Here is a 17,203-nt window from a genome sequence, read left to right as displayed (position 1 = left end):
GCCGCAGGGATTTGCCAGCCTTGGAGACAATGGCAGGGTGAGTTCTTCCCTTCTCCCCTTGTGGGAGAAGGTGGCCGAGCGCAGCTCGGTCGGATGAGGGGTGCTGGACGGATCGCGGCGCTGGCGTTTCTTCCAACACCCCTCATCCGTCTCGGCGCTGCGCGCCGATCCACCTTCTCCCACAGGGGAGAAGGAAGAGGAGCTACAGCTTCCCCAAAAGCTCCGGTGTCGGCCAGCCGTCGACCGGTAAGCCTAGCCGCTTCTGCTCCTTGCGGATCGCCTCGCGGGTGTTGGTGCCCAGGATGCCGTCGACCGTGCCCACGTCATAGCCTTTGGCCTCGAGCTTCGTCTGCAAGGCCCTCATCTGGTCGCCGTTGAGGCCGGGTTCGGGATTGCGCGGATCGAATTGCGGCGCGCCCGCCAGCCGCGTGGCGAGATTTGCCGCGGTCAGCGCATAGGTGAAGGATTGGTTCCATTCGAGATAGACGTCGAAATTGTCGTAGACGAGGAAGGCCGGTCCCTTGCGACCCATGGGCAGCGCGAGACCTGCCTTTAGGCCGTTGTCGACAAGCGGCGTGCCATTCGGGTTGGTGACACCCCACTGAGCCCACTGCGTCAGCGGCAGCTTGTTGGTGCGGCCGGTCTGGTCCCATGGCATGTCGTCTGGCACGCGGACTTCCTCGATCCAGGGCTGGTCGCGTTTCCAGCCGCGCGACATGATCTTGTTGGCCGTGGTCATGATCACGTCCGGCGCGCTGCTGCGCAGGTCGACCAGACCGTCGCCGTCGCCATCGACGCCGCGGCCGAGATAGTCGGACGGCAGCATCTGCGTCTGGCCGATTTCGCCCGCCCAAGCGCCGGTGACATCGGCCGGCACGACGCCGCGATCGATGAGGGTCAGCAGCGGCGTGATCTGCGGCCGGAAGAGTTGCGGGCGGCGGCAGTCATGCGAGAGCGTGACCAGTGCGTTCAGCGTGTGGAAATCGCCCTGCACAGCGCCGAAATCGGTTTCTAGCGCCCAGAAAGCGGCGATGATCGGTGGCTGGACGCCAAATTCCCGGTCGGCGCGGGCAAAAACATCCGCGTATTTCTTCAGATTGGCCGCGCCCTGCTTCAGCCTATGGGACGAGATCATACGGTTCGAGAACTCAACGAAGGTCTGGGTAAAGACGCCTTGGGAGCGGTCGCGTGCCAGCACCTTTTCATCGGCGGTGGCGTTTTCCAGCGCCTCAAGGCCGGCAGTGCCGACGCCGGCGCTCTTGGCCTCAGCCGCCACGCCCTGCTTCCACGCCTCGAAATCGCCGCCGCATTGCTGTGCCACCGCTGGCGCCGTGGCGGCCAGAAGCAGCGCCGCGAGAATTTCCAAGCGCAATCGCATCGCCATCCTTCCAAGAAGATTACCGGCGGTTGCAGGCGTCCTTCACTGGCTGTGTCGAAAAGCAGGCGGCAGGCCCGGTGTCAACGGGTGTTCTGCCGCAGCCACTTTTTCCAGGCTGCTTCCGAGCCGTTGAAGACATTGATGTCGGCATTGCCCCTCATGCCCGGCACGACGCCGGTTCCGGTGTACTGCCAGAAAGTGAAGGGGTGGCTACCGTATTTCTCGCGCGGGTGCCCGGCCACCGAGCGCAGCCAATAGGGGTAGCCGCGGAAAGCCGACAGGCCGTTGTCGTCGAAGAAATCGATCGAGGTGTAGATGATCGGCTTCTTGCCATAGTGTCTTTCGACGATTTCGAGGAATATGCTCATCTCGCTACGCACCGTGGCCGCATCGGGCCGCAGCCTGCAAGTCGGCGACTTGGCGTTCCATTCCATGTCGAGAACCGGCGGCATCGCCGAGCGGTCTTTGGGCACGTTCTTGATGAACCAGCGCGCCTGCGTGGCGGCCGGCGTGCAAAAATAGTAGAAATGATAGGCCGCGCGCGGAATTCCCGAGGCTTTCGTGCGGCTCCAATGCTCGTCGAAATATTCGTCGAAGCGATCGCCGCCTTCAGTCGCCTTGATGAAAACGAAGGAAATGCCGCTGGCCCTGGCCGCCGGCCAATCGACCGAGGTCTGGTATTTGGAGACGTCGGTGCCGTGAACCGCATAGCTCCACGGCGCGCCGCTTTCCCACTCATGCGGGTCGGAGTCGTCAAAACGGGGTGCACGCACCGCAACGGTCGGGGCGCTCGGCAGCGACGGGGCAAGATCGTCGACGGTCGAGCAGGCGCCCAGCAACGTCAGCATGATGAAAGCCGCGAAACGGCGCATCGCTACTCCTGAACCGGTTTCAGCCGGCCGCTGATGGGTTGTTGCTGCAGGTGGCCCCCTCGACCGTACCCCCAAAGCGATCACCCCACAGGACCGCTCCTATCCCTGGTCATCGCCGATCATGGTTGATATTCCGTTCACGGCGCTCGACAGGAGCCGCGATTTTGCCGAAGCAATGGCGGCAAATCAATGACATAGATGAGCGTCCGGGGGAGTCGGAAAATGCGGACTGTTCTAAGGCTGGTGAAATGGCTGGTCGGGCTGGTCGTGCTGGCGGTCGCAGCACTCGCCGCCTGGCTGTATTTGGCGCCGCCGGAACTGATCCGCGTCGGCTCGGGTTATTCGGCCAAGATCGTCTGCTCGAATGTCTTTATCGCCGGACGCGATGCCAATGAGGTGCTCGCCGTCGACGTGCAGGCGCCAGGCCATCCATTGCTGAGGCTGATGAGGATCTCTGTCGACAAGAAGCAGGGCACGGTTTCGGCGGGGCTGTTTGGCGTGTTCGGCAAGAGCGTCGCGGTCGTTCGTGACGGGCTCGGCTGCACGTCGGTTCCGGACGGCAATGTCACCGCTGCCAAGGCGGTCATCGGGGCGGCGCTGACGCCAGCACCGCCGCTCGATTTGCTCTGGCCGGACGGCGACAAGGTCGACGTCTCGCAGAACCCCGAAATCGCGCAAATCCTTGATGATCCCGCAATGACTGGCGCCGGTATGCGAGCGGTGGTGGTGGTCAAGAACGGCCGCATCATCGCCGAGCGTTATGGCGCCGGCTTTTCCGAGAAGACACCGCTGCTCGGCTGGTCGATGACCAAGACGGTAAACGCCGCGATCGTCGGCACGGTGGTGAAAGACGGCAAGATGGCGATGACGAACCAGGGGCTGTTCGGACCCTGGAAAACGGACGGCCGCGCTGCCATCAGCCTCGCCGATATGATGGCAATGTCGAGCGGGCTGGAGTTCAACGAGGAGTATGGCGACGTCGCCGACGTGACGCGGATGCTTTATCTCGAGCCCGATATGGCCGGCTTTGCCGGATCCAAGCCGCTGACCGGCGAGGTCGGCAAGGTGTTTTCCTATTCGAGCGGCACGGCAGTGATGCTGTCCAGGCTTTGGCAGGATGCCATCGGCGACAAGGACAAGGCGCTGGCGTGGCCGAGGGTTGCGCTGTTCGACCCGCTGGGCATGCAGAGCGCGGTGCTGGAGGCCGACGAGCACGGCACCTTCGTCGGCTCGTCTCATCTCTACGCCACCGCGCGCGACTGGGCGCGCTTTGGCCAGTTCTTGCTGCAGGATGGTGTCTGGAACGGCCAGGAGATCCTGCCTGCCGGTTTCGTCGGCTGGATGCGGGAAGCTGCACCGGCCTCGAAAGTCTACGGCAGAGGCCAATTGTGGATCGAGGGGCCGGGCGACGAGGAGAGCCCCGGCGCCGGCACCGCTGCGGGCTTGCCTGGGGACACCTACTGGATGGAGGGCCATGACGGGCAGACCATCGCCATCGTCCCCTCGGAGCAGCTAGTGGTGGTGCGGCTTGGGCTGACACCGGCCAAGCTCGGCTACCGGCCGCAGATGATGCTGGCAGCGCTGGTGAAGGCGCTGCAATAGAAAAGCTATTTGTGCGATCCGACCACGGCGAGCCACGCATAGCCGCGATACAGTGTTCTGAACCGAAGGCTTGCGCCGATCCGCTCGGATTCCGATTCCAGGACATCGCGCAGGGATTCACGCGGCTCGACATGGAATTTTCTCAGCCAGCCGCGCAGCAGTGTGCGGAACCAGCCGGGCAGGGCCTCCTGCTGGCCGAAATCGACGACGTGCAGCGAGCCGCCGGGTGACAGGGCTGCAAGTGCCGCGGAAACCGTCTTCTCCCAGCCGGGAATCATCGATAGCGAATATGAGACAAAAATGCGGTCGAAACTTTCGACAGAAAACAGTGCTTTCGCGTCGAAATCCGTCGCGTCGCCGCGCGCCAGCTTGACGCGGCCGGACAGGCCTTCGCGGGCAATGGCAGCCATGGCCGTTTCCAACATTTCGGCCGAAATATCGAGACCCAAGAAGCGGGCGTCGGGATAGCGGCGGGCGGCGAGGACTATGTTGCGGCCGGTGCCGCAGCCGAGTTCGAGCACCGTGCCGCCGGCAGGCACATCCAGCCCTGATATCAGCCGGTCGCGGCCGAGCAGGTAATATTTGCGGGTCAGGTCGTAGATATGGCGCTGCCAGCGGTAGACGCCGTCCATCAGTTCGGCGTGCCTGGCCGGCAGTTCGGTCGTGCTCATGCGGACAGCTTCACATAAAGGTGGAAACCGCCATAGATGGCCGAACGGTCGCGGGCCGAGAATTCGCGCGAGGCTTCGTCCGCATAGCTCCATTGGTCGAGCAGCGAATTCGAGACACGGCCGGGCAGCAGGCTGGGTTCGGCCGCGGTGCGGAAGATGACGCGGGCATCAGTCGACGCGGTGCGGGTGATCTCGGCCCATAGCGCGTTGAGCTGGTCGTCGGTCATCCAGTCCTGCGCGTCGAGCAGGACGAAGCGGTCGACGGAACCGGCATCCTTGCCGGCGAGGAATTCGATCAGATTGGCATGGTGGATGGCGACGCGGTCGATATTGTTGCGGATCGTCTTGTAGTTGCGCTTTTCGAGATAGGCGGGCAGCGCCGCCTCGCCAGGATTGGGATAGCGGCGGGCAAAAGCCTGCCAGGCGAAATAGTTGTTCTCTAGCGGAAAATCGCAAGCGAGCTTTTCGAGCCGGGCCTTCAGCACGCTGGCCATGGTGCCGTCGCCCGAGGTGATCAGCGAATCGTACTGCGCCGGCGGAATGCCGAGCCCGAACAGCGAGGCCTTTCGCGAGGTGGCCCATTTCAGCAGCGGCTTTTCGAAGACCGGCGCCAACTCCTCATTGAAGAAGCGGCGCTGATCGGCGAGGCTTTTGGCTTCCATGATGCCGGCCGGGTCGACCCCGAAGAACTTGGCAGTGCGGTGGCCCATGGCGATGAACAGGCCGAGCAGGCCGGTCTGGTAGAAATTGCGGTCGAAGACGGCGATGCGGCGACGGCCGCGCCAGTTGCGATGCTCCCAATAATGGCGGCTGACCGGATCGAGATGCGGCGCGATGAAGCGGTCGTAGGCCTGCGAATTGTGACGGGTCTCGGCAGCGCCGAAGAAACGGAACAGGTCGCCCTGCGAGGGCAGATGACGCACCGCCTCGAGCTTCATGCGGTTCAGCGCGATGTGGGCGGTGTTGAGATCGACGGCGTCGATCCGTTCCGGCGACCGGGTGAGATAGGCGAGGATGTTGCAGCCGCCCGAGGCGATGGTGACGACGCGGTGGCCCTGATCAAGCTGCATCGCGTCCATGTCGACATCGGGGTCTTCCCAGATCTGCGGATAGACGAGGCCGGAAAACAAAAAGGCGAAGAGCCGTTCGGAGAGGCCGGCCTTCGACAGCGGGCGGTTCTGGTAGACGGCCTTGCCAACTTCCTTGCCGCGGCGAAAAACCAGTTCTCCGGAAAGATCCGTCATGACAAGGCGATTCCCCATTTGCTCTGGCGCAAGCGGGTAGCGCAGCGTCATGACAGGCCGGTGACAACCTGTTGAAGCTAACTCAGGCCTCGCCAAACCCACCTGGCGTCGGTGTCGTGAGGATGACGGCGTCGCCGGCCTCCAGCACCGTCTGGTCGCAAGCCTTTAGGACTTCGACGCGGCCATCCTTGCGGCGGACCTTGGTCGAGCCGGCCTCGCCATCGCCGCCGCCGTCCAGGCCTTGCGGCGGGCGGTTGCGGTGCGAGGACAGGATGGCGCACTCCATCTTTTCAAGGAAGCGGATGGTGCGCTTGGTGCCGTCGCCGGCACTCCATTTGCCTTTGCCGCCGGAGCCTTCGCGGATGTGGAAATCCTCGAGCAAGACGGGAAAACGCAATTCCAGCACTTCCGGGTCGGTCAAGCGCGAATTGGTCATGTGGGTGTGGACGCCGGAGGTGCCGGCAAAGCCGCGGCCGTTGTTCATCCGGCCTGCCGGCGAGCCGGAGCAGATCGTCTCGTAATACTGGTACTGCTTGTTGCCGAAGGTGAGGTTGTTCATCGTGCCTTGCGCGTTGGCCATCGCGCCCATGGCGCCGAGCAGCGCATTGGTGACATGTTGGGAGGTCTCGACATTGCCGGCGACGACGGCAGCCGGATAGGCGGGCTTCAGCATCGAGCCATCGGGGATAACGATGTTGATGGGTCTCAGACACCCGGCATTCATCGGGATCATGTCCTCGACCATGACGCGGAAGACATAGAGCACGGCTGCGCGGGCGACCGGCTCGGGAGCGTTGAAATTGTTCTTCATGACCGGCGACGTGCCGGTGAAGTCGACGGTCGCCTCACGCTTTTGCCGGTCGACCGATATCTTCACCTTGATGATCTGGCCGGTGTCGGTTGGATACTCGTAGACGGAACTGTCGGGCAGCCGCTCCAGCACACGGCGCACACTTTCGGCTGCGTTGTCCTGGACGTGACCCATATAGGCCTCGACGACATCGAGACCGAAATGCGTGACCATCTTGCGCAGCTCGGCAACGCCCTTTTCGTTGGCGGCAATCTGCGCCTTGAGGTCGGCGATGTTCTGGTGTGGATTGCGCGCGGGGTAGGGGTGGTCGGTGAGCAGCGTCTCCAGTTCTTTCTCGCGGAACCGGCCGCGGTCGACGATGCGGAAATTGTCGAACAGCACGCCTTCCTCGTCGACCGTGGTGGCAAGCGGCGTCATCGAGCCGGGCGCCGTGCCGCCGATGTCGGCATGATGGCCGCGCGAGGCGACGTAGAAGAGGATCTCCGGCGATTGGCCGATCTCCCCCCTTGTTGAGGGGGAGATGCCCGGCAGGGCAGAGGGGGGCGTGACAGAATGAGAGGTTGGCGGGACAGCGCCCCCCTCTGTCGGCTTCGCCGACATCTCCCCCTCAAGGGGGGAGATTGGGCGCGCTTCCTCGAACACGGGCGTCACCACCGTAATGTCAGGCAGATGCGTGCCGCCATTGTAGGGCGCGTTGAGGGCAAAGACGTCGCCGGGGTGAATGTCTCCGGAGTTGAGCCGGATGATGGTTTCCACCGAACGGTCCATGGAGCCGAGATGCACCGGCATGTGCGGCGCGTTGGCGACCAGCGCGCCATGACGGTCGAAGACGGCGCAGGAAAAATCCAGCCGTTCCTTGATGTTGACGGAATAGGCGGTGTTTTGCAGCGTCACGCCCATCTGTTCGGCGATCGACATGAACAGGTTGTTGAACACCTCCAGCATGACCGGATCGGCCTCGGTGCCGAGCGCCGCCTGCCGGCGCTTTTTCTCGATGCGGCGCAAGAGCACATGGTTCTTGGCGGTGATCTCGGCCTGCCAGCCCGGCTCGACGACGATGGTCTGGTTCGGCTCGATGATCAAAGCAGGGCCGGCAACCTTGTTGCCCGGTTTCAGTGTTTCGCGAGGAAAGATATTGGCGTCGCGCCAAGTGCCGTCGGCGAAGATCTTCCTATTCTCCGCAGGGTTTGCGGCGATGTCCTCAAGGGCTGAATCACTTTCCTCGCGGCCGGTGCCGCCGGTGTCGATGCCTTCGACGCCGACCGATTCCACGATCATCGGCTTGTCGTCATAGACGAAACCGAACTGCGCCTTGTGGACCGTTTCGAAATCGCCCTTGGCCCGTGTGATCGAGCCGTGCTCGAAATTCACGGGCAATGCAGTGTCGGTGCCGTCATAGCGGATCTGCAGCACCGGTTTCGAGACGACGGCTTCCTCGGTGATGCCTTGCGCGGCAAGCTCGTCGATGACGGCTTTTCGCAACGTCGCGATGAGATCGTCGATTGCCGGCCTGGAGTCTTCCGCCAGCGGTTTCAGCAGCGCCTGCTGGCGCGACGAAAAAATCGAGGACAATCCAATGCCGTATGCCGAAAGCAGGCCGGAGAAAGGATGGATCAGCACCGCTTCCATGCCGAGTGCGTCGGCAACGAGGCAGGCGTGCTGGCCGCCGGCGCCACCGAAACAGTTCAAGAGATATTCGGTGACGTCGTAGCCGCGCTGCACGGAAATCTTCTTGATGGCGTTGGCCATGTTTTCCACAGCGATGGTGACGAAGCCTTCTGCGACAGCTTCCGGCGCCCGGCCATCGCCGATTTCGGCGGCGAGTGCTGCGAATTTCTCGCGCACGGTCTGCACGTCGAGCGGCTCGTTCTGGCCGGGTCCGAAAATGGCCGGAAAGAAGTCGGGTTGCAGCTTGCCCAACATGACATTGGCGTCGGTGACGGCCAGCGGGCCGCCGCGCCGGTACGCAGCCGGGCCAGGATTGGCGCCTGCGGAATCCGGCCCGGCGCGGAAGCGGCCGGCCTCGTAATGCAGGATCGAGCCGCCGCCGGCGGCCACAGTGTGGATGCGCATCATCGGCGCGCGGATGCGCACGCCGGCAACCTCGGTGTCGAAGGCGCGCTCATAGTCGCCGTCATAATGGGCGACGTCGGTCGAGGTGCCGCCCATGTCGAAGCCGATGACCTTGTCGAAACCGGCGAGTTTTGCTGTCTCGACCATGCCGACGACGCCGCCGGCCGGGCCGGACAACAGCGCGTCCTTGCCCTGGAACATATCGGCAGCCGTGAGGCCACCGGAGGACATCATGAACATGAGGCGGGGGGATTGGCCGATCTCTCCCCTCGTGGGGGAGATGCCCGGCAGGGCAGAGGGGGGCGCCGTAGGGTGCTTTGTGTCATGATTGACGTCACTGGGATGCTGAGTTGCTGGCGGGACAGCGCCCCCCTCTGTCGGCTTTGCCGACATCTCCCCCACGAGGGGGGAGATTGGCGCCGCGCCCAGCTCTCCCGCCACCTTTTGCACATAGCGCGACAGAATCGGCGACAGATAGGCGTCGACGACCGTGGTGTCGCCGCGGCCGACCAGCTTGATCAGCGGCGAGACCTCATGGCTCACGGAGATCTGCGAAAACCCCAGTTTCCTGCAGACTTTTGCAACCGCCTTTTCGTGGCCGGGATATTTCCAGGCATGCATGAAGACGATCGCCACGGCGTCGATGCCGTCGGCCTTGGCCTGCTCGATGGCCGGCCGGCAGGCGGCAATGTCGAGCAGCCGTTCGACATTCCCGTCGGCGCGCACGCGCTCGTCGACCTCGATGACGCGTTCGTAGAGCTGTTCGGGAAGAATGATTTCCTTGGCGAAGATGTCGGGCCGCGCCTGATAGGCGATCCTCAGCGCGTCACGGAATCCCCTGGTGATGAGCAGCAGCACACGGTCGCCCTTGCGCTCCAGAAGCGCGTTGGTGGCAACGGTGGTGCCCATCTTGATGTCGCCGATCAGGCTTGATGGGATCGGAGCGCCGGATTTTAATCCAAGCAGCTCGCGAATGCCCTGGATAGCGGCGTCGGCATAGGCTTCAGGATTCTCGGACAGCAGCTTGCGTGGACGCAGCCCGCCTTTCGGGTCACGGCCGATGACATCGGTGAAGGTGCCGCCGCGGTCGATCCAGAAATCCCATTTGGCGGTCACGGCAGCTCTCCCAGGCATTTTATTGATTCAATGTGTTAATTCGCAGTAGCCCGACCGGCAACGGCAAAAGCAGATGATGTTACATACGGAAATGCAACGTTACGAAACTCATAGGCGCCTGATGCATTCTGTCCTCGATCGTCACCGTTAGCGGGGGCGTGATTAGAGGAGAGATACCATGAAGAAACTCATTCTTGCGTCGTTTTCGGCGCTTGCTCTGCTTGGCGTTGCGGCTTGCAGCGACAGCGGCACGGGCGGGGACGCCACAACCACGCAGAGCACCAATCCGCCGGCGGCCGAACAGCCGATGCAGCCGGCTCCTGACGCGACGAAGCCGGCTGAGCCGGCTCCGGCAGAGCCTGCTCCTGCGCCGGCGCAGTAGTTTATCTGACTGAGGACCGGGAAGGCCGGTATGATGCCGGCCTTCCCCGCATCTGTTTCAAGACACGCGCGCCTTGCGGCGATGGCCATCACCGCAAGCGCGATGGTTTTGTCTGTCACTTTTTCGCCCCAGCAGAGGACCTATCAGCCGGCATTTCCCGCGCCCGTTTCCCCGAGACGACATAGCCGAAGCTCGCCGCCATGGCGGTAACGAACAGCAAGATGTCGCAAAGGCCTGCGGTTTTGCGCGCTATGCCGGTGCATTCCATGATCGACGGTTAGCGCCAGCTGCTTCAGGCATCCCGCGAAATCGGTTAGCCGGCCCTGCGGCATTGTCTTCGCTTGATAGCGGTGCCCGGTTAGCCCTAATAGGTGCTCATGTCGATTTGGGATCGCCTTGGCGACTTCATCACGCGCGTTTCGTCCTCAACCTCGTCGGGTGTCGCCGACGTGGTCGAAGCCGTGCGCACGGTTTTCTCCGGCGATCCGGATCTGCGCCGGCGCGTCGCCTTCTCGGTGGCGATGATCGCGCTGTCGGCCAAGATGGCCAAGGCCGACGGCATCGTAACGCAGGACGAGGTGCGCGCCTTCCAGCAAATATTCGAGGTGCCGAAGGAGCAGACGCGCAATGTGGCGCGGCTCTACGATCTGGCCAAGCGCGACATCGCCGGCTTCGAGACCTATGCCGCGCGCATGGCGCAGCTTTGCGGCTCCGGCCATTCGAACTGCGCGATGCTGGAGGACATTCTCGACGGGCTGTTCCACATCGCCAAGGCTGACGGGCTGGTTCATGAGCGCGAAGGCCAGTTCCTGCATCGTATCGCCGAGATCTTCCGGATCGAGGAGGCGCATTACCAGAGCATTCTGGCTCGGCACGTCGACCTGGGTGCGGCCGATCCCTATGTCGTGCTTGGCATCGAGCGGGGAAAACCGTTCGAGGAGGTCCGAAAACGTTATCGCAAGCTGGTTTCGGACAACCATCCCGACCGGCTGATCGCACGCGGCCTGCCGCAAGAGTTCATCAAGATCGCAACGAGCAGGATAGCGGCGATCAACGCGGCCTATGAGATGATCGAACGAGGCCTGCGGCACGCATGAGCGGCTTCCTGCCCGACGAGCCGAGCGCCGAGGTAAGGGTATCGCCGAATTTCGGTCCACGACGCGAGACGGCCAAGCCCGATATGGTCGTGCTGCACTACACCGGTATGAAGACCGGCGCCGGCGCCGAAACCTGGCTGTGCGATCCGGCGAGCGAGGTTTCATCGCACTATCTCGTCCATGAGGATGGCCGCATCGTCCAGATGGTCAGGGAAAGCGACCGTGCCTGGCATGCCGGTAAGAGTTCGTGGTTCGGACGCAGCGACATCAACTCCTGTTCGGTCGGCATCGAGATCGTCAATCCCGGGCATTCGCTGGGCTATCGGAATTTTCCGAAACGGCAGATCGATGCCGTCATCGGTTTGTGCAAGGGAATTGTTCAGCGCCATTCGATTCCAGCTCAACGGGTGCTCGCCCATTCCGACGTCGCGCCGGGACGCAAGATCGATCCGGGCGAGAAATTCCCCTGGAAGGCCCTGTCCGAAGCCGGTGTCGGCCACCTCGTCGAAGCGGCACCCGTCAGGCATGGCGCGGTGCTGAAAGTCGGCGACACGGATGCTGAAGTCGAGGCGGTGCAGTCGATGCTGGCGCTCTATGGTTATGGCGTGGAGATATCAGGTGCTTTCGACCGGCAGACCGAAATCGTCGTCGAGGCTTTCCAGCGGCATTTCCGGCAACGCAAAGTGGATGGCGTGGCCGACGGATCGACAATCCGCACGCTGGAAAGACTGCTTGCTTCCGTAAGGGCAGCTCCGACCAGGTAGTCTTTATCTTAGTCGTTAAATTACAATCTGTCACTTAAAGTGACTTGCCTCGCCTTCATTGCCGCTAATTCGACCGTCAAAGGCGGTCCGTGCAAGTTGTCGGACCTACAGCCCCCCATATGTTCCGATGTTGATTTAGCGTACCTGCGTGAAGTTCTTCGCGCGGTTCAGACAGAACAGGATCCCATGCAGAAATTGACCGTTTTAACGGCAGCTGTTGCTGCCGGCGTAATGACTTTTGCCATCGGTGCGGCCAATGGCGCGCCACTGAGCCAGCGAGCCGACCAGGGTTTCATTATTGCGTCCGACAAAATCGCCACGCCGAAAGCCGGCCAAGCTGCGAAGGAAAAAAGGACGGTCTCCGCAAAGGCGGTAAAAGCTGCTGCGGTAAAGGTGAAAAAACCAGCACCCGCAAAGGCGGAAAAAGCTGGGGTAAAAGTGAAAAAGCCAACCTCTGCAAAAAAGGCAGTCTCCAAGCGGCATGTGAAGCGCAACAGGACCCGCATCGACCAGGCGACGACGGCGTCGATCGGCCGGAAAAGTCGGGCGACGGCGCCGAAGGCGGCGGCCGCTGGCGGCAATGACCAGTATTCTACGATCATCGAGCGTCATGCCGCCAGCAACGGTGTGCCGGTCTCGCTCGCCAAGGCCGTCATCATGATCGAGAGCAGCTTTCAGCCGAACCAGGTCGGCAGCGCCGGTGAGATCGGCCTGATGCAGATCAAGCCGTCGACGGCGCGGATGATGGGTTACAGCGGCTCGATCAAGGGTCTCTACGATCCCGAGACCAACATCAAATACGGCATGAAATATCTCGCCATGGCGCGGAACCTCGGCGGCGGCACGACCTGCGGCACGATCCTGAAGTATAATGCCGGGCATGGCGCCAAGCGGATGAACCCGATATCCGCGGCCTATTGCGGCAAGGTAAAGGTGCAGTTGGCCGCGCTTGGGGCGCCGGCGTAATAAGTCACAACCTGCTTTTTTGTTTGCGTTTTCGGACGTGAACCCCTTTATACGCCTTGCCAGCTGGCCGGGCGGCCGCACCCGCGAAGCCGAAAGGCTGCGGGTGAGGAAAGTCCGGGCTCCATGGAGACACGGTGCCGGTTAATGGCCGGCGGGGGCGACCCTAGGGAAAGTGCCACAGAAAGCAAACCGCCACGATCCGTCGTGGTAAGGGTGAAAGGGTGGGGTAAGAGCCCACCGCGCGACTGGCAACAGGAGCGGCACGGTAAACCCCACCGGGAGCAAGACCGAATAGGGGCGGTGCGAGGGGAAACCCTCGAGGGCTGTTTCCGGCTCACCGTCCGGGTAGGTTGCGTGAGGCGCATGGCAACATGCGCCCAAGATGAATGGCCGCCACGTTCTCGTCCCGCAAGGGGCGAGGGCCATACAGAACCCGGCTTACAGGCCAGCTGGCAATTTCTTCTAGATTCTACAAGGAAATTCCCTGATATCAGCAGGTTGCGCCTTCGGGCGCGCCTGCTGGTTCAGGCGCTTCATTGACTGAATCAGCTTGCGGGGCCTGTGCCAGGAACAAGCGTTTCTTGAAGTTGGTGCGATTAAATCGTACCATATATACGGGCAATATCAGGAGCGCATCATGGGTCAGGTCGATAAACGCAGCATCACGCTTTCGCCGGAACTGGCGGCGGCGGTCGACGACGTGGTCGCCGCCGGCGAGTACGCTTCGGCGAGCGAGGTGATCCGTGACGCGCTCAGGCAATGGAAGGACCGGCGCGCCTTGCACGGCTATACTGTCGAGGAGTTGCGCAAGCTGGTGCAGGAAGGGATCGACAGCGGACCGGCGCTGGACGGGCCGCCAATCATGGAACGATTGCGCGCCAAATATCTGAAAATAGCCGAGGCCAAGGGCCTTGAGGAGTGAAATACCGCCTGCTTCCTCAGGCATTGATCGACCTCGAACTTATCGGCGACTACATTGCCGAACACAATCCTAATGCGGCGGTCCGCCTCGTGGACACCTTGGAGAGGCGTTGGGATTTGCTGACCCTGCATCCTTTCTCAGGCGCCGCGCGAAGACATTGCGCCCGGCATTCGCCATCTAGTCGTCGGCGAATATCTCACCTTGTACCGTGTCGGCGAGGATTCAGTCTAAATCCTGCGCGTGCTGCATGGCCGGCGCAATATCGAGGCCGACGACGTCGGCTCGTGATCTTCAGCCGCTGATGCCGTCCAACGACGCCTCGATCGCCTGCCAAAGCTCTTCCACCGGTTCGCAGCCGACCGACAGGCGAACGAAGCCGGGCGGAACAGCGTCTCCTCTTTTCGCTCGCCGTTCCGCCGAAGTGTGCACGCCTCCGAACGACGTCGCCGCCTGCATCAATGCGCAGTTGTTGATGAAATCCTCGGCCTTGTCCTCCGAGGCGAGCACGAATGAGATGAGAAAGCCGAAGCGCTCCATCTGGGCGTGGCCAAGATTGTGCGACGGATCGCTTTTAAGCCCCGGGAAGCGCAAGCCGCTGATCGCAGGATGGTCCTTCAGCCGCCGCGCCAGCACTTCCGCGGAAGAGCACATGCGGTCGAAACGCACGTCGAGCGTTTCCAGGCCGCGATGCACCAGCCATGCCTCGAACGGCCCGGGAATGGCGCCTGATGTTTCGCGCCAGTCAGTGACGGCAGCAATGATATCCGCATTGCGGCTGGCGACATGGCCGAACAGCACGTCGGAATGGCCATTGGGTGCCTTGGTGTCGGCGGCAACAACGATGTCGGCGCCGAGATCGAGCGGTCGTTGGCCGAAGGGCGTCATCGTCGTGTTGTCGACCACCAGGATCGCGCCCGCTTTGTGCGCCGCTTCGGCGACAGCCGTAATGTCGCAGATATCCAGTCCCGGGTTGGCGGGAGTTTCGACGAAGGCCAGTCGATATCCATCGAAGCCGCCGTCGAGGAAGGTCGATGTCGGCCGGACATCGTGGGCGACGCCGAAAGATTTCAGGAAGCGCTCCGCCAGCGCTCTGGTGGTGTGATAGCCGTCCGACGGCAGCAGGATACGGTCGCCGGATTTGAGCAACCCAAAAAACACCGCCGAGATTGCAGCCATTCCCGAGGGGAAGGCAACACACGGCGCGTCTTCCAGATGCGCCAGCATGTGTTCGACCGCGTCCCAGGTCGGATTGCTGAAGCGGCCATATTGATCGAAGCCGGTGGCGTCGCCGGGCGCGTGGAAAATGGCCGCCATAGTCAGGGGCAAAGGGATTGGGGCGCCCTTGGCAAGCCTGCCGCGACGCAGATGGGGAAGTGCGGCCGCGCGGAACTTGGCTGTTTCGGACATGGATTTCAACCTTGTTTCTGACCGGGAAAGGACGGGCCGACGCTATGCGTGGCAGCGACCCGCGGCAAGCCGACTCCGGTTAGGCCAAGCGGCTCTAAACGCTTCGTTAGGCTTAATGGAGCATAAAGACGGGAGTGCCGTCAAAGCTGCTCTCATCGGTTGTGGCGCGCGCGTTTGTGAAGCCTATTCCCGTTGACGCCCATAACGCCCCATGATATCCCATTTCGATATTCAAGCCTTCGTTCCGCGTCAGGGTGAAGCGTACGCCAATCGGGCAGCCGCGGCGGCTGCGCGTTTGCCTGCTTTCGCCTTTCAGAACGAAGTGAGTTTTGGGCAGGGACCGCGCCGGGGCGGCGCGGACGGCAAGATGCAGAGGGGTGCGGCGGCGCAAGCGGCCGTAACGCGTAATGGACCGGTTTCTGTCAAGCGCGGTGAACAGGATCGATGCGAAGGGGCGGGTGTCCGTTCCAGCGCATTTCCGTGCGGTTGTGCAGAAGCGCGGCTATTCGGAACTCTACGCGTTGCGCTGCCTGGATCGTCCGGCGATGGATGTCGGCGGCCTCGACCTGCTCGACCGTTACGAGCAGCGCATCGCGCAGGAAGACCCCTTCCTGCAGACGGCGGACGACATGTCGTTCTTCTGCCATGGCGATGGAACCTTTCTCAAGCTGGATCAGGACGGCCGCATCTCGATGACCGATTTCATCCGCGAGCACACGGGCATTTCCGCGGAAGCGGCGTTTGTCGGTCGCGGCAATTTCTTTCAGATCTGGGAGCCTGGACGGCTCACCGCCTATGGGACGGAAGCACGCGCCCGGCTTTTGCAGCTTCGGCAGGGGACGAAGCCTGGGGAGCGACCGGAATGATGGCGGGCTACGGCGACGACCCTCACGCCGCTGGCGGACCGGCTCGTCACATTCCGGTCCTCCTTGCCGAGGTGCTGAAGGCGCTTTCGCCTGCAGCGGGCGAGGTGATCGTCGACGGCACATTCGGCGCCGGCGGCTACACCAAAGCAATTCTTGCGAGCGGCGCCTCGGTCGTCGCCATAGACCGCGATCCGGATGCGATCGCTGCGGGTCGTGTCCTCGAACAACAATCGGGCGGCAAGCTCAGACTGGTTCAGGCGCCGTTCTCGACATTGGACGAGCATCTGGAAAGCGCTGACGGCGTCGTGCTCGACATCGGCATCTCCTCGATGCAGATCGACCAGGCGGAGCGCGGTTTTTCGTTCCGCGCCGACGGACCGCTCGACATGCGCATGGCGCAGGCTGGCCTGAGCGCCGCCGATGTCGTCAACAGCTTCAAGGTGGGCGACCTTGCCCGCATCTTCGGGTTTCTTGGCGAAGAGCGCCATGCCGGCCGCATCGCCCGGATGATCGAAAACCGTCGCGAAAAACATCCGTTCGAGCGCACGCTCGACCTTGCCGACGCGATCGAGACGCATATCGGCCGCGCGCCGAAGGACAAGATCCATCCAGCAACCCGCGTCTTCCAGGCGCTACGCATTTTCGTCAATGACGAACTCGGCGAACTGGCCAAGGCGCTGTTTGCGGCTGAACGCGTGCTGAAACCGGGCGGACGGCTGGCCGTGGTGACGTTCCACTCCCTGGAAGACCGCATCGTCAAGCGTTTCATCGCCGATCGCGCTGATGCGGCGACCGGATCGCGGCACCTGCCCGAGGCGCAAGCGCGCACCGCCACCTTCAAAAAGGTGGGTAGCGGCGTGACGCCGGATGAGGCCGAGATATCAGCCAATCCGCGCGCGCGCTCGGCTAGGCTGCGCGCTGCTGCCCGCACCGACGCACCGGCGCGCGCCGGCGACGTTTCGATTTTCGGGCTTCCAAAACTTCCTGACCCAAAACTTCCCGGTGCCGACCGGCCGGGAGAGAGGTGAGCAC

The 17,203-nt window shown here is 62.7% G+C and carries 15 protein-coding genes and 1 other RNA gene; 10 read left to right on the top strand and 6 right to left on the bottom strand.

Annotated features, from left to right (window positions below):
* Positions 1 to 202 precede the first annotated feature (202 nt).
* Together RPG13_RS24610 and RPG13_RS24605 are read right to left on the bottom strand one after the other, a co-directional pair.
* Positions 203 to 1,378, bottom strand: a complete 1,176-nt coding sequence (locus RPG13_RS24610) for a lytic murein transglycosylase (protein ID WP_095483473.1) — start codon at positions 1,376 to 1,378, stop codon at positions 203 to 205.
* An 80-nt stretch (positions 1,379 to 1,458) separates the two neighbouring features.
* Positions 1,459 to 2,250: a glycoside hydrolase family 25 protein gene (locus RPG13_RS24605; protein WP_292499778.1), complete on the bottom strand. Its 792-nt coding sequence runs from the start codon at positions 2,248 to 2,250 to the stop codon at positions 1,459 to 1,461.
* A 222-nt stretch (positions 2,251 to 2,472) separates the two neighbouring features.
* On the opposite strand from RPG13_RS24605, the gene RPG13_RS24600 reads away from it, so the two are divergent.
* Positions 2,473 to 3,852 carry a serine hydrolase domain-containing protein gene (locus RPG13_RS24600; RefSeq protein ID WP_337126246.1) on the top strand — a complete coding sequence of 460 codons (1,380 nt, stop codon included), beginning with the start codon at positions 2,473 to 2,475 and terminating at the stop codon, positions 3,850 to 3,852.
* Between the two features lie 5 nt (positions 3,853 to 3,857).
* Here RPG13_RS24600 and RPG13_RS24595 read toward each other — a convergent pair whose 3' ends face one another.
* From RPG13_RS24595 to RPG13_RS24585, 3 genes are read right to left on the bottom strand one after another with little or no spacing between them, the layout of a single operon-like run.
* Complete coding sequence (locus RPG13_RS24595; protein ID WP_337126245.1) at positions 3,858 to 4,523, bottom strand: class I SAM-dependent methyltransferase; 666 nt, start codon at positions 4,521 to 4,523, stop codon at positions 3,858 to 3,860.
* Complete coding sequence (locus RPG13_RS24590; RefSeq protein WP_337126244.1) at positions 4,520 to 5,818, bottom strand: DUF3419 family protein; 1,299 nt, start codon at positions 5,816 to 5,818, stop codon at positions 4,520 to 4,522. The genes RPG13_RS24595 and RPG13_RS24590 overlap by 4 nt, the downstream gene beginning before the upstream one ends.
* Before the next feature lie 31 nt (positions 5,819 to 5,849).
* Positions 5,850 to 9,767 carry a hydantoinase B/oxoprolinase family protein gene (locus RPG13_RS24585; protein WP_337126243.1) on the bottom strand — a complete coding sequence of 1,306 codons (3,918 nt, stop codon included), beginning with the start codon at positions 9,765 to 9,767 and terminating at the stop codon, positions 5,850 to 5,852.
* Between the two features lie 178 nt (positions 9,768 to 9,945).
* Here RPG13_RS24585 and RPG13_RS24580 point away from each other — a divergent pair, with 178 nt between their 5' ends.
* The 7 genes from RPG13_RS24580 (at position 9,946) to RPG13_RS24550 (ending at position 14,200) form a co-directional block, all read left to right on the top strand.
* Positions 9,946 to 10,149, top strand: a complete 204-nt coding sequence (locus RPG13_RS24580; RefSeq protein WP_095483317.1) for a hypothetical protein — start codon at positions 9,946 to 9,948, stop codon at positions 10,147 to 10,149.
* Positions 10,150 to 10,526: 377 nt separating this feature from the next.
* Complete coding sequence (locus tag RPG13_RS24575; protein ID WP_095483319.1) at positions 10,527 to 11,246, top strand: J domain-containing protein; 720 nt, start codon at positions 10,527 to 10,529, stop codon at positions 11,244 to 11,246.
* Entirely contained in the window at positions 11,243 to 12,010 is a 768-nt protein-coding gene (locus RPG13_RS24570) for an N-acetylmuramoyl-L-alanine amidase (RefSeq protein ID WP_337126242.1), read from the top strand. The genes RPG13_RS24575 and RPG13_RS24570 overlap by 4 nt, the downstream gene beginning before the upstream one ends.
* Positions 12,011 to 12,196: 186 nt before the next feature.
* Positions 12,197 to 12,976, top strand: a complete 780-nt coding sequence (locus tag RPG13_RS24565) for a lytic transglycosylase domain-containing protein (protein WP_337126241.1) — start codon at positions 12,197 to 12,199, stop codon at positions 12,974 to 12,976.
* A gap of 59 nt (positions 12,977 to 13,035) precedes the next feature.
* An RNA gene (gene rnpB, locus RPG13_RS24560) (RNase P RNA component class A) lies at positions 13,036 to 13,433 on the top strand.
* A 180-nt stretch (positions 13,434 to 13,613) separates the two neighbouring features.
* On the top strand, positions 13,614 to 13,898 hold the full coding sequence (locus RPG13_RS24555; RefSeq protein ID WP_126105879.1) for a type II toxin-antitoxin system ParD family antitoxin: 285 nt from the start codon (positions 13,614 to 13,616) through the stop codon (positions 13,896 to 13,898).
* Positions 13,895 to 14,200 carry a type II toxin-antitoxin system RelE/ParE family toxin gene (locus RPG13_RS24550; RefSeq protein WP_337126240.1) on the top strand — a complete coding sequence of 102 codons (306 nt, stop codon included), beginning with the start codon at positions 13,895 to 13,897 and terminating at the stop codon, positions 14,198 to 14,200. The genes RPG13_RS24555 and RPG13_RS24550 overlap by 4 nt, the downstream gene beginning before the upstream one ends.
* On the opposite strand, the gene RPG13_RS24545 is transcribed toward RPG13_RS24550, so the two are convergent.
* Positions 14,190 to 15,305 (bottom strand): cystathionine gamma-lyase, encoded by a 1,116-nt coding sequence (locus tag RPG13_RS24545; protein WP_337126239.1) that lies wholly within the window; start codon positions 15,303 to 15,305, stop codon positions 14,190 to 14,192. The genes RPG13_RS24550 and RPG13_RS24545 overlap by 11 nt on opposite strands.
* Before the next feature lie 407 nt (positions 15,306 to 15,712).
* On the opposite strand from RPG13_RS24545, the gene mraZ reads away from it, so the two are divergent.
* The gene (mraZ, locus tag RPG13_RS24540; protein ID WP_095483325.1) at positions 15,713 to 16,171 is read left to right on the top strand and encodes a division/cell wall cluster transcriptional repressor MraZ; all 459 of its coding nucleotides are present in this window, start codon (positions 15,713 to 15,715) and stop codon (positions 16,169 to 16,171) included.
* Entirely contained in the window at positions 16,168 to 17,199 is a 1,032-nt protein-coding gene (gene rsmH, locus RPG13_RS24535) for a 16S rRNA (cytosine(1402)-N(4))-methyltransferase RsmH (RefSeq protein WP_095483326.1), read from the top strand. The genes mraZ and rsmH overlap by 4 nt, the downstream gene beginning before the upstream one ends.
* Positions 17,200 to 17,203: the final 4 nt, after the last annotated feature.

This window comes from Mesorhizobium sp. ISC15 (assembly GCF_037162615.1).
Classification (GTDB): domain Bacteria; phylum Pseudomonadota; class Alphaproteobacteria; order Rhizobiales; family Rhizobiaceae; genus Mesorhizobium; species Mesorhizobium mediterraneum.
This window is presented reverse-complemented; position numbering and strand designations above follow the sequence as displayed.

Excerpts from the sequence above, each read along its gene's own strand:
- RPG13_RS24610 (WP_095483473.1), bottom strand. The coding sequence starts at position 1,378 with ATGCGATTGCGCTTGGAAATTCTCGCGGCGCTGCTTCTGGCCGCCACG.
- RPG13_RS24605 (WP_292499778.1), bottom strand. The coding sequence starts at position 2,250 with ATGCGCCGTTTCGCGGCTTTCATCATGCTGACGTTGCTGGGCGCCTGC.
- RPG13_RS24600 (WP_337126246.1), top strand. The coding sequence starts at position 2,473 with ATGCGGACTGTTCTAAGGCTGGTGAAATGGCTGGTCGGGCTGGTCGTG.
- RPG13_RS24595 (WP_337126245.1), bottom strand. The coding sequence starts at position 4,523 with ATGAGCACGACCGAACTGCCGGCCAGGCACGCCGAACTGATGGACGGC.
- RPG13_RS24590 (WP_337126244.1), bottom strand. The coding sequence starts at position 5,818 with ATGACGCTGCGCTACCCGCTTGCGCCAGAGCAAATGGGGAATCGCCTT.
- RPG13_RS24580 (WP_095483317.1), top strand. The coding sequence starts at position 9,946 with ATGAAGAAACTCATTCTTGCGTCGTTTTCGGCGCTTGCTCTGCTTGGC.
- RPG13_RS24575 (WP_095483319.1), top strand. The coding sequence starts at position 10,527 with ATGTCGATTTGGGATCGCCTTGGCGACTTCATCACGCGCGTTTCGTCC.
- RPG13_RS24570 (WP_337126242.1), top strand. The coding sequence starts at position 11,243 with ATGAGCGGCTTCCTGCCCGACGAGCCGAGCGCCGAGGTAAGGGTATCG.
- RPG13_RS24565 (WP_337126241.1), top strand. The coding sequence starts at position 12,197 with ATGCAGAAATTGACCGTTTTAACGGCAGCTGTTGCTGCCGGCGTAATG.
- RPG13_RS24555 (WP_126105879.1), top strand. The coding sequence starts at position 13,614 with ATGGGTCAGGTCGATAAACGCAGCATCACGCTTTCGCCGGAACTGGCG.
- RPG13_RS24545 (WP_337126239.1), bottom strand. The coding sequence starts at position 15,305 with ATGTCCGAAACAGCCAAGTTCCGCGCGGCCGCACTTCCCCATCTGCGT.
- mraZ (WP_095483325.1), top strand. The coding sequence starts at position 15,713 with ATGGACCGGTTTCTGTCAAGCGCGGTGAACAGGATCGATGCGAAGGGG.
- rsmH (WP_095483326.1), top strand. The coding sequence starts at position 16,168 with ATGATGGCGGGCTACGGCGACGACCCTCACGCCGCTGGCGGACCGGCT.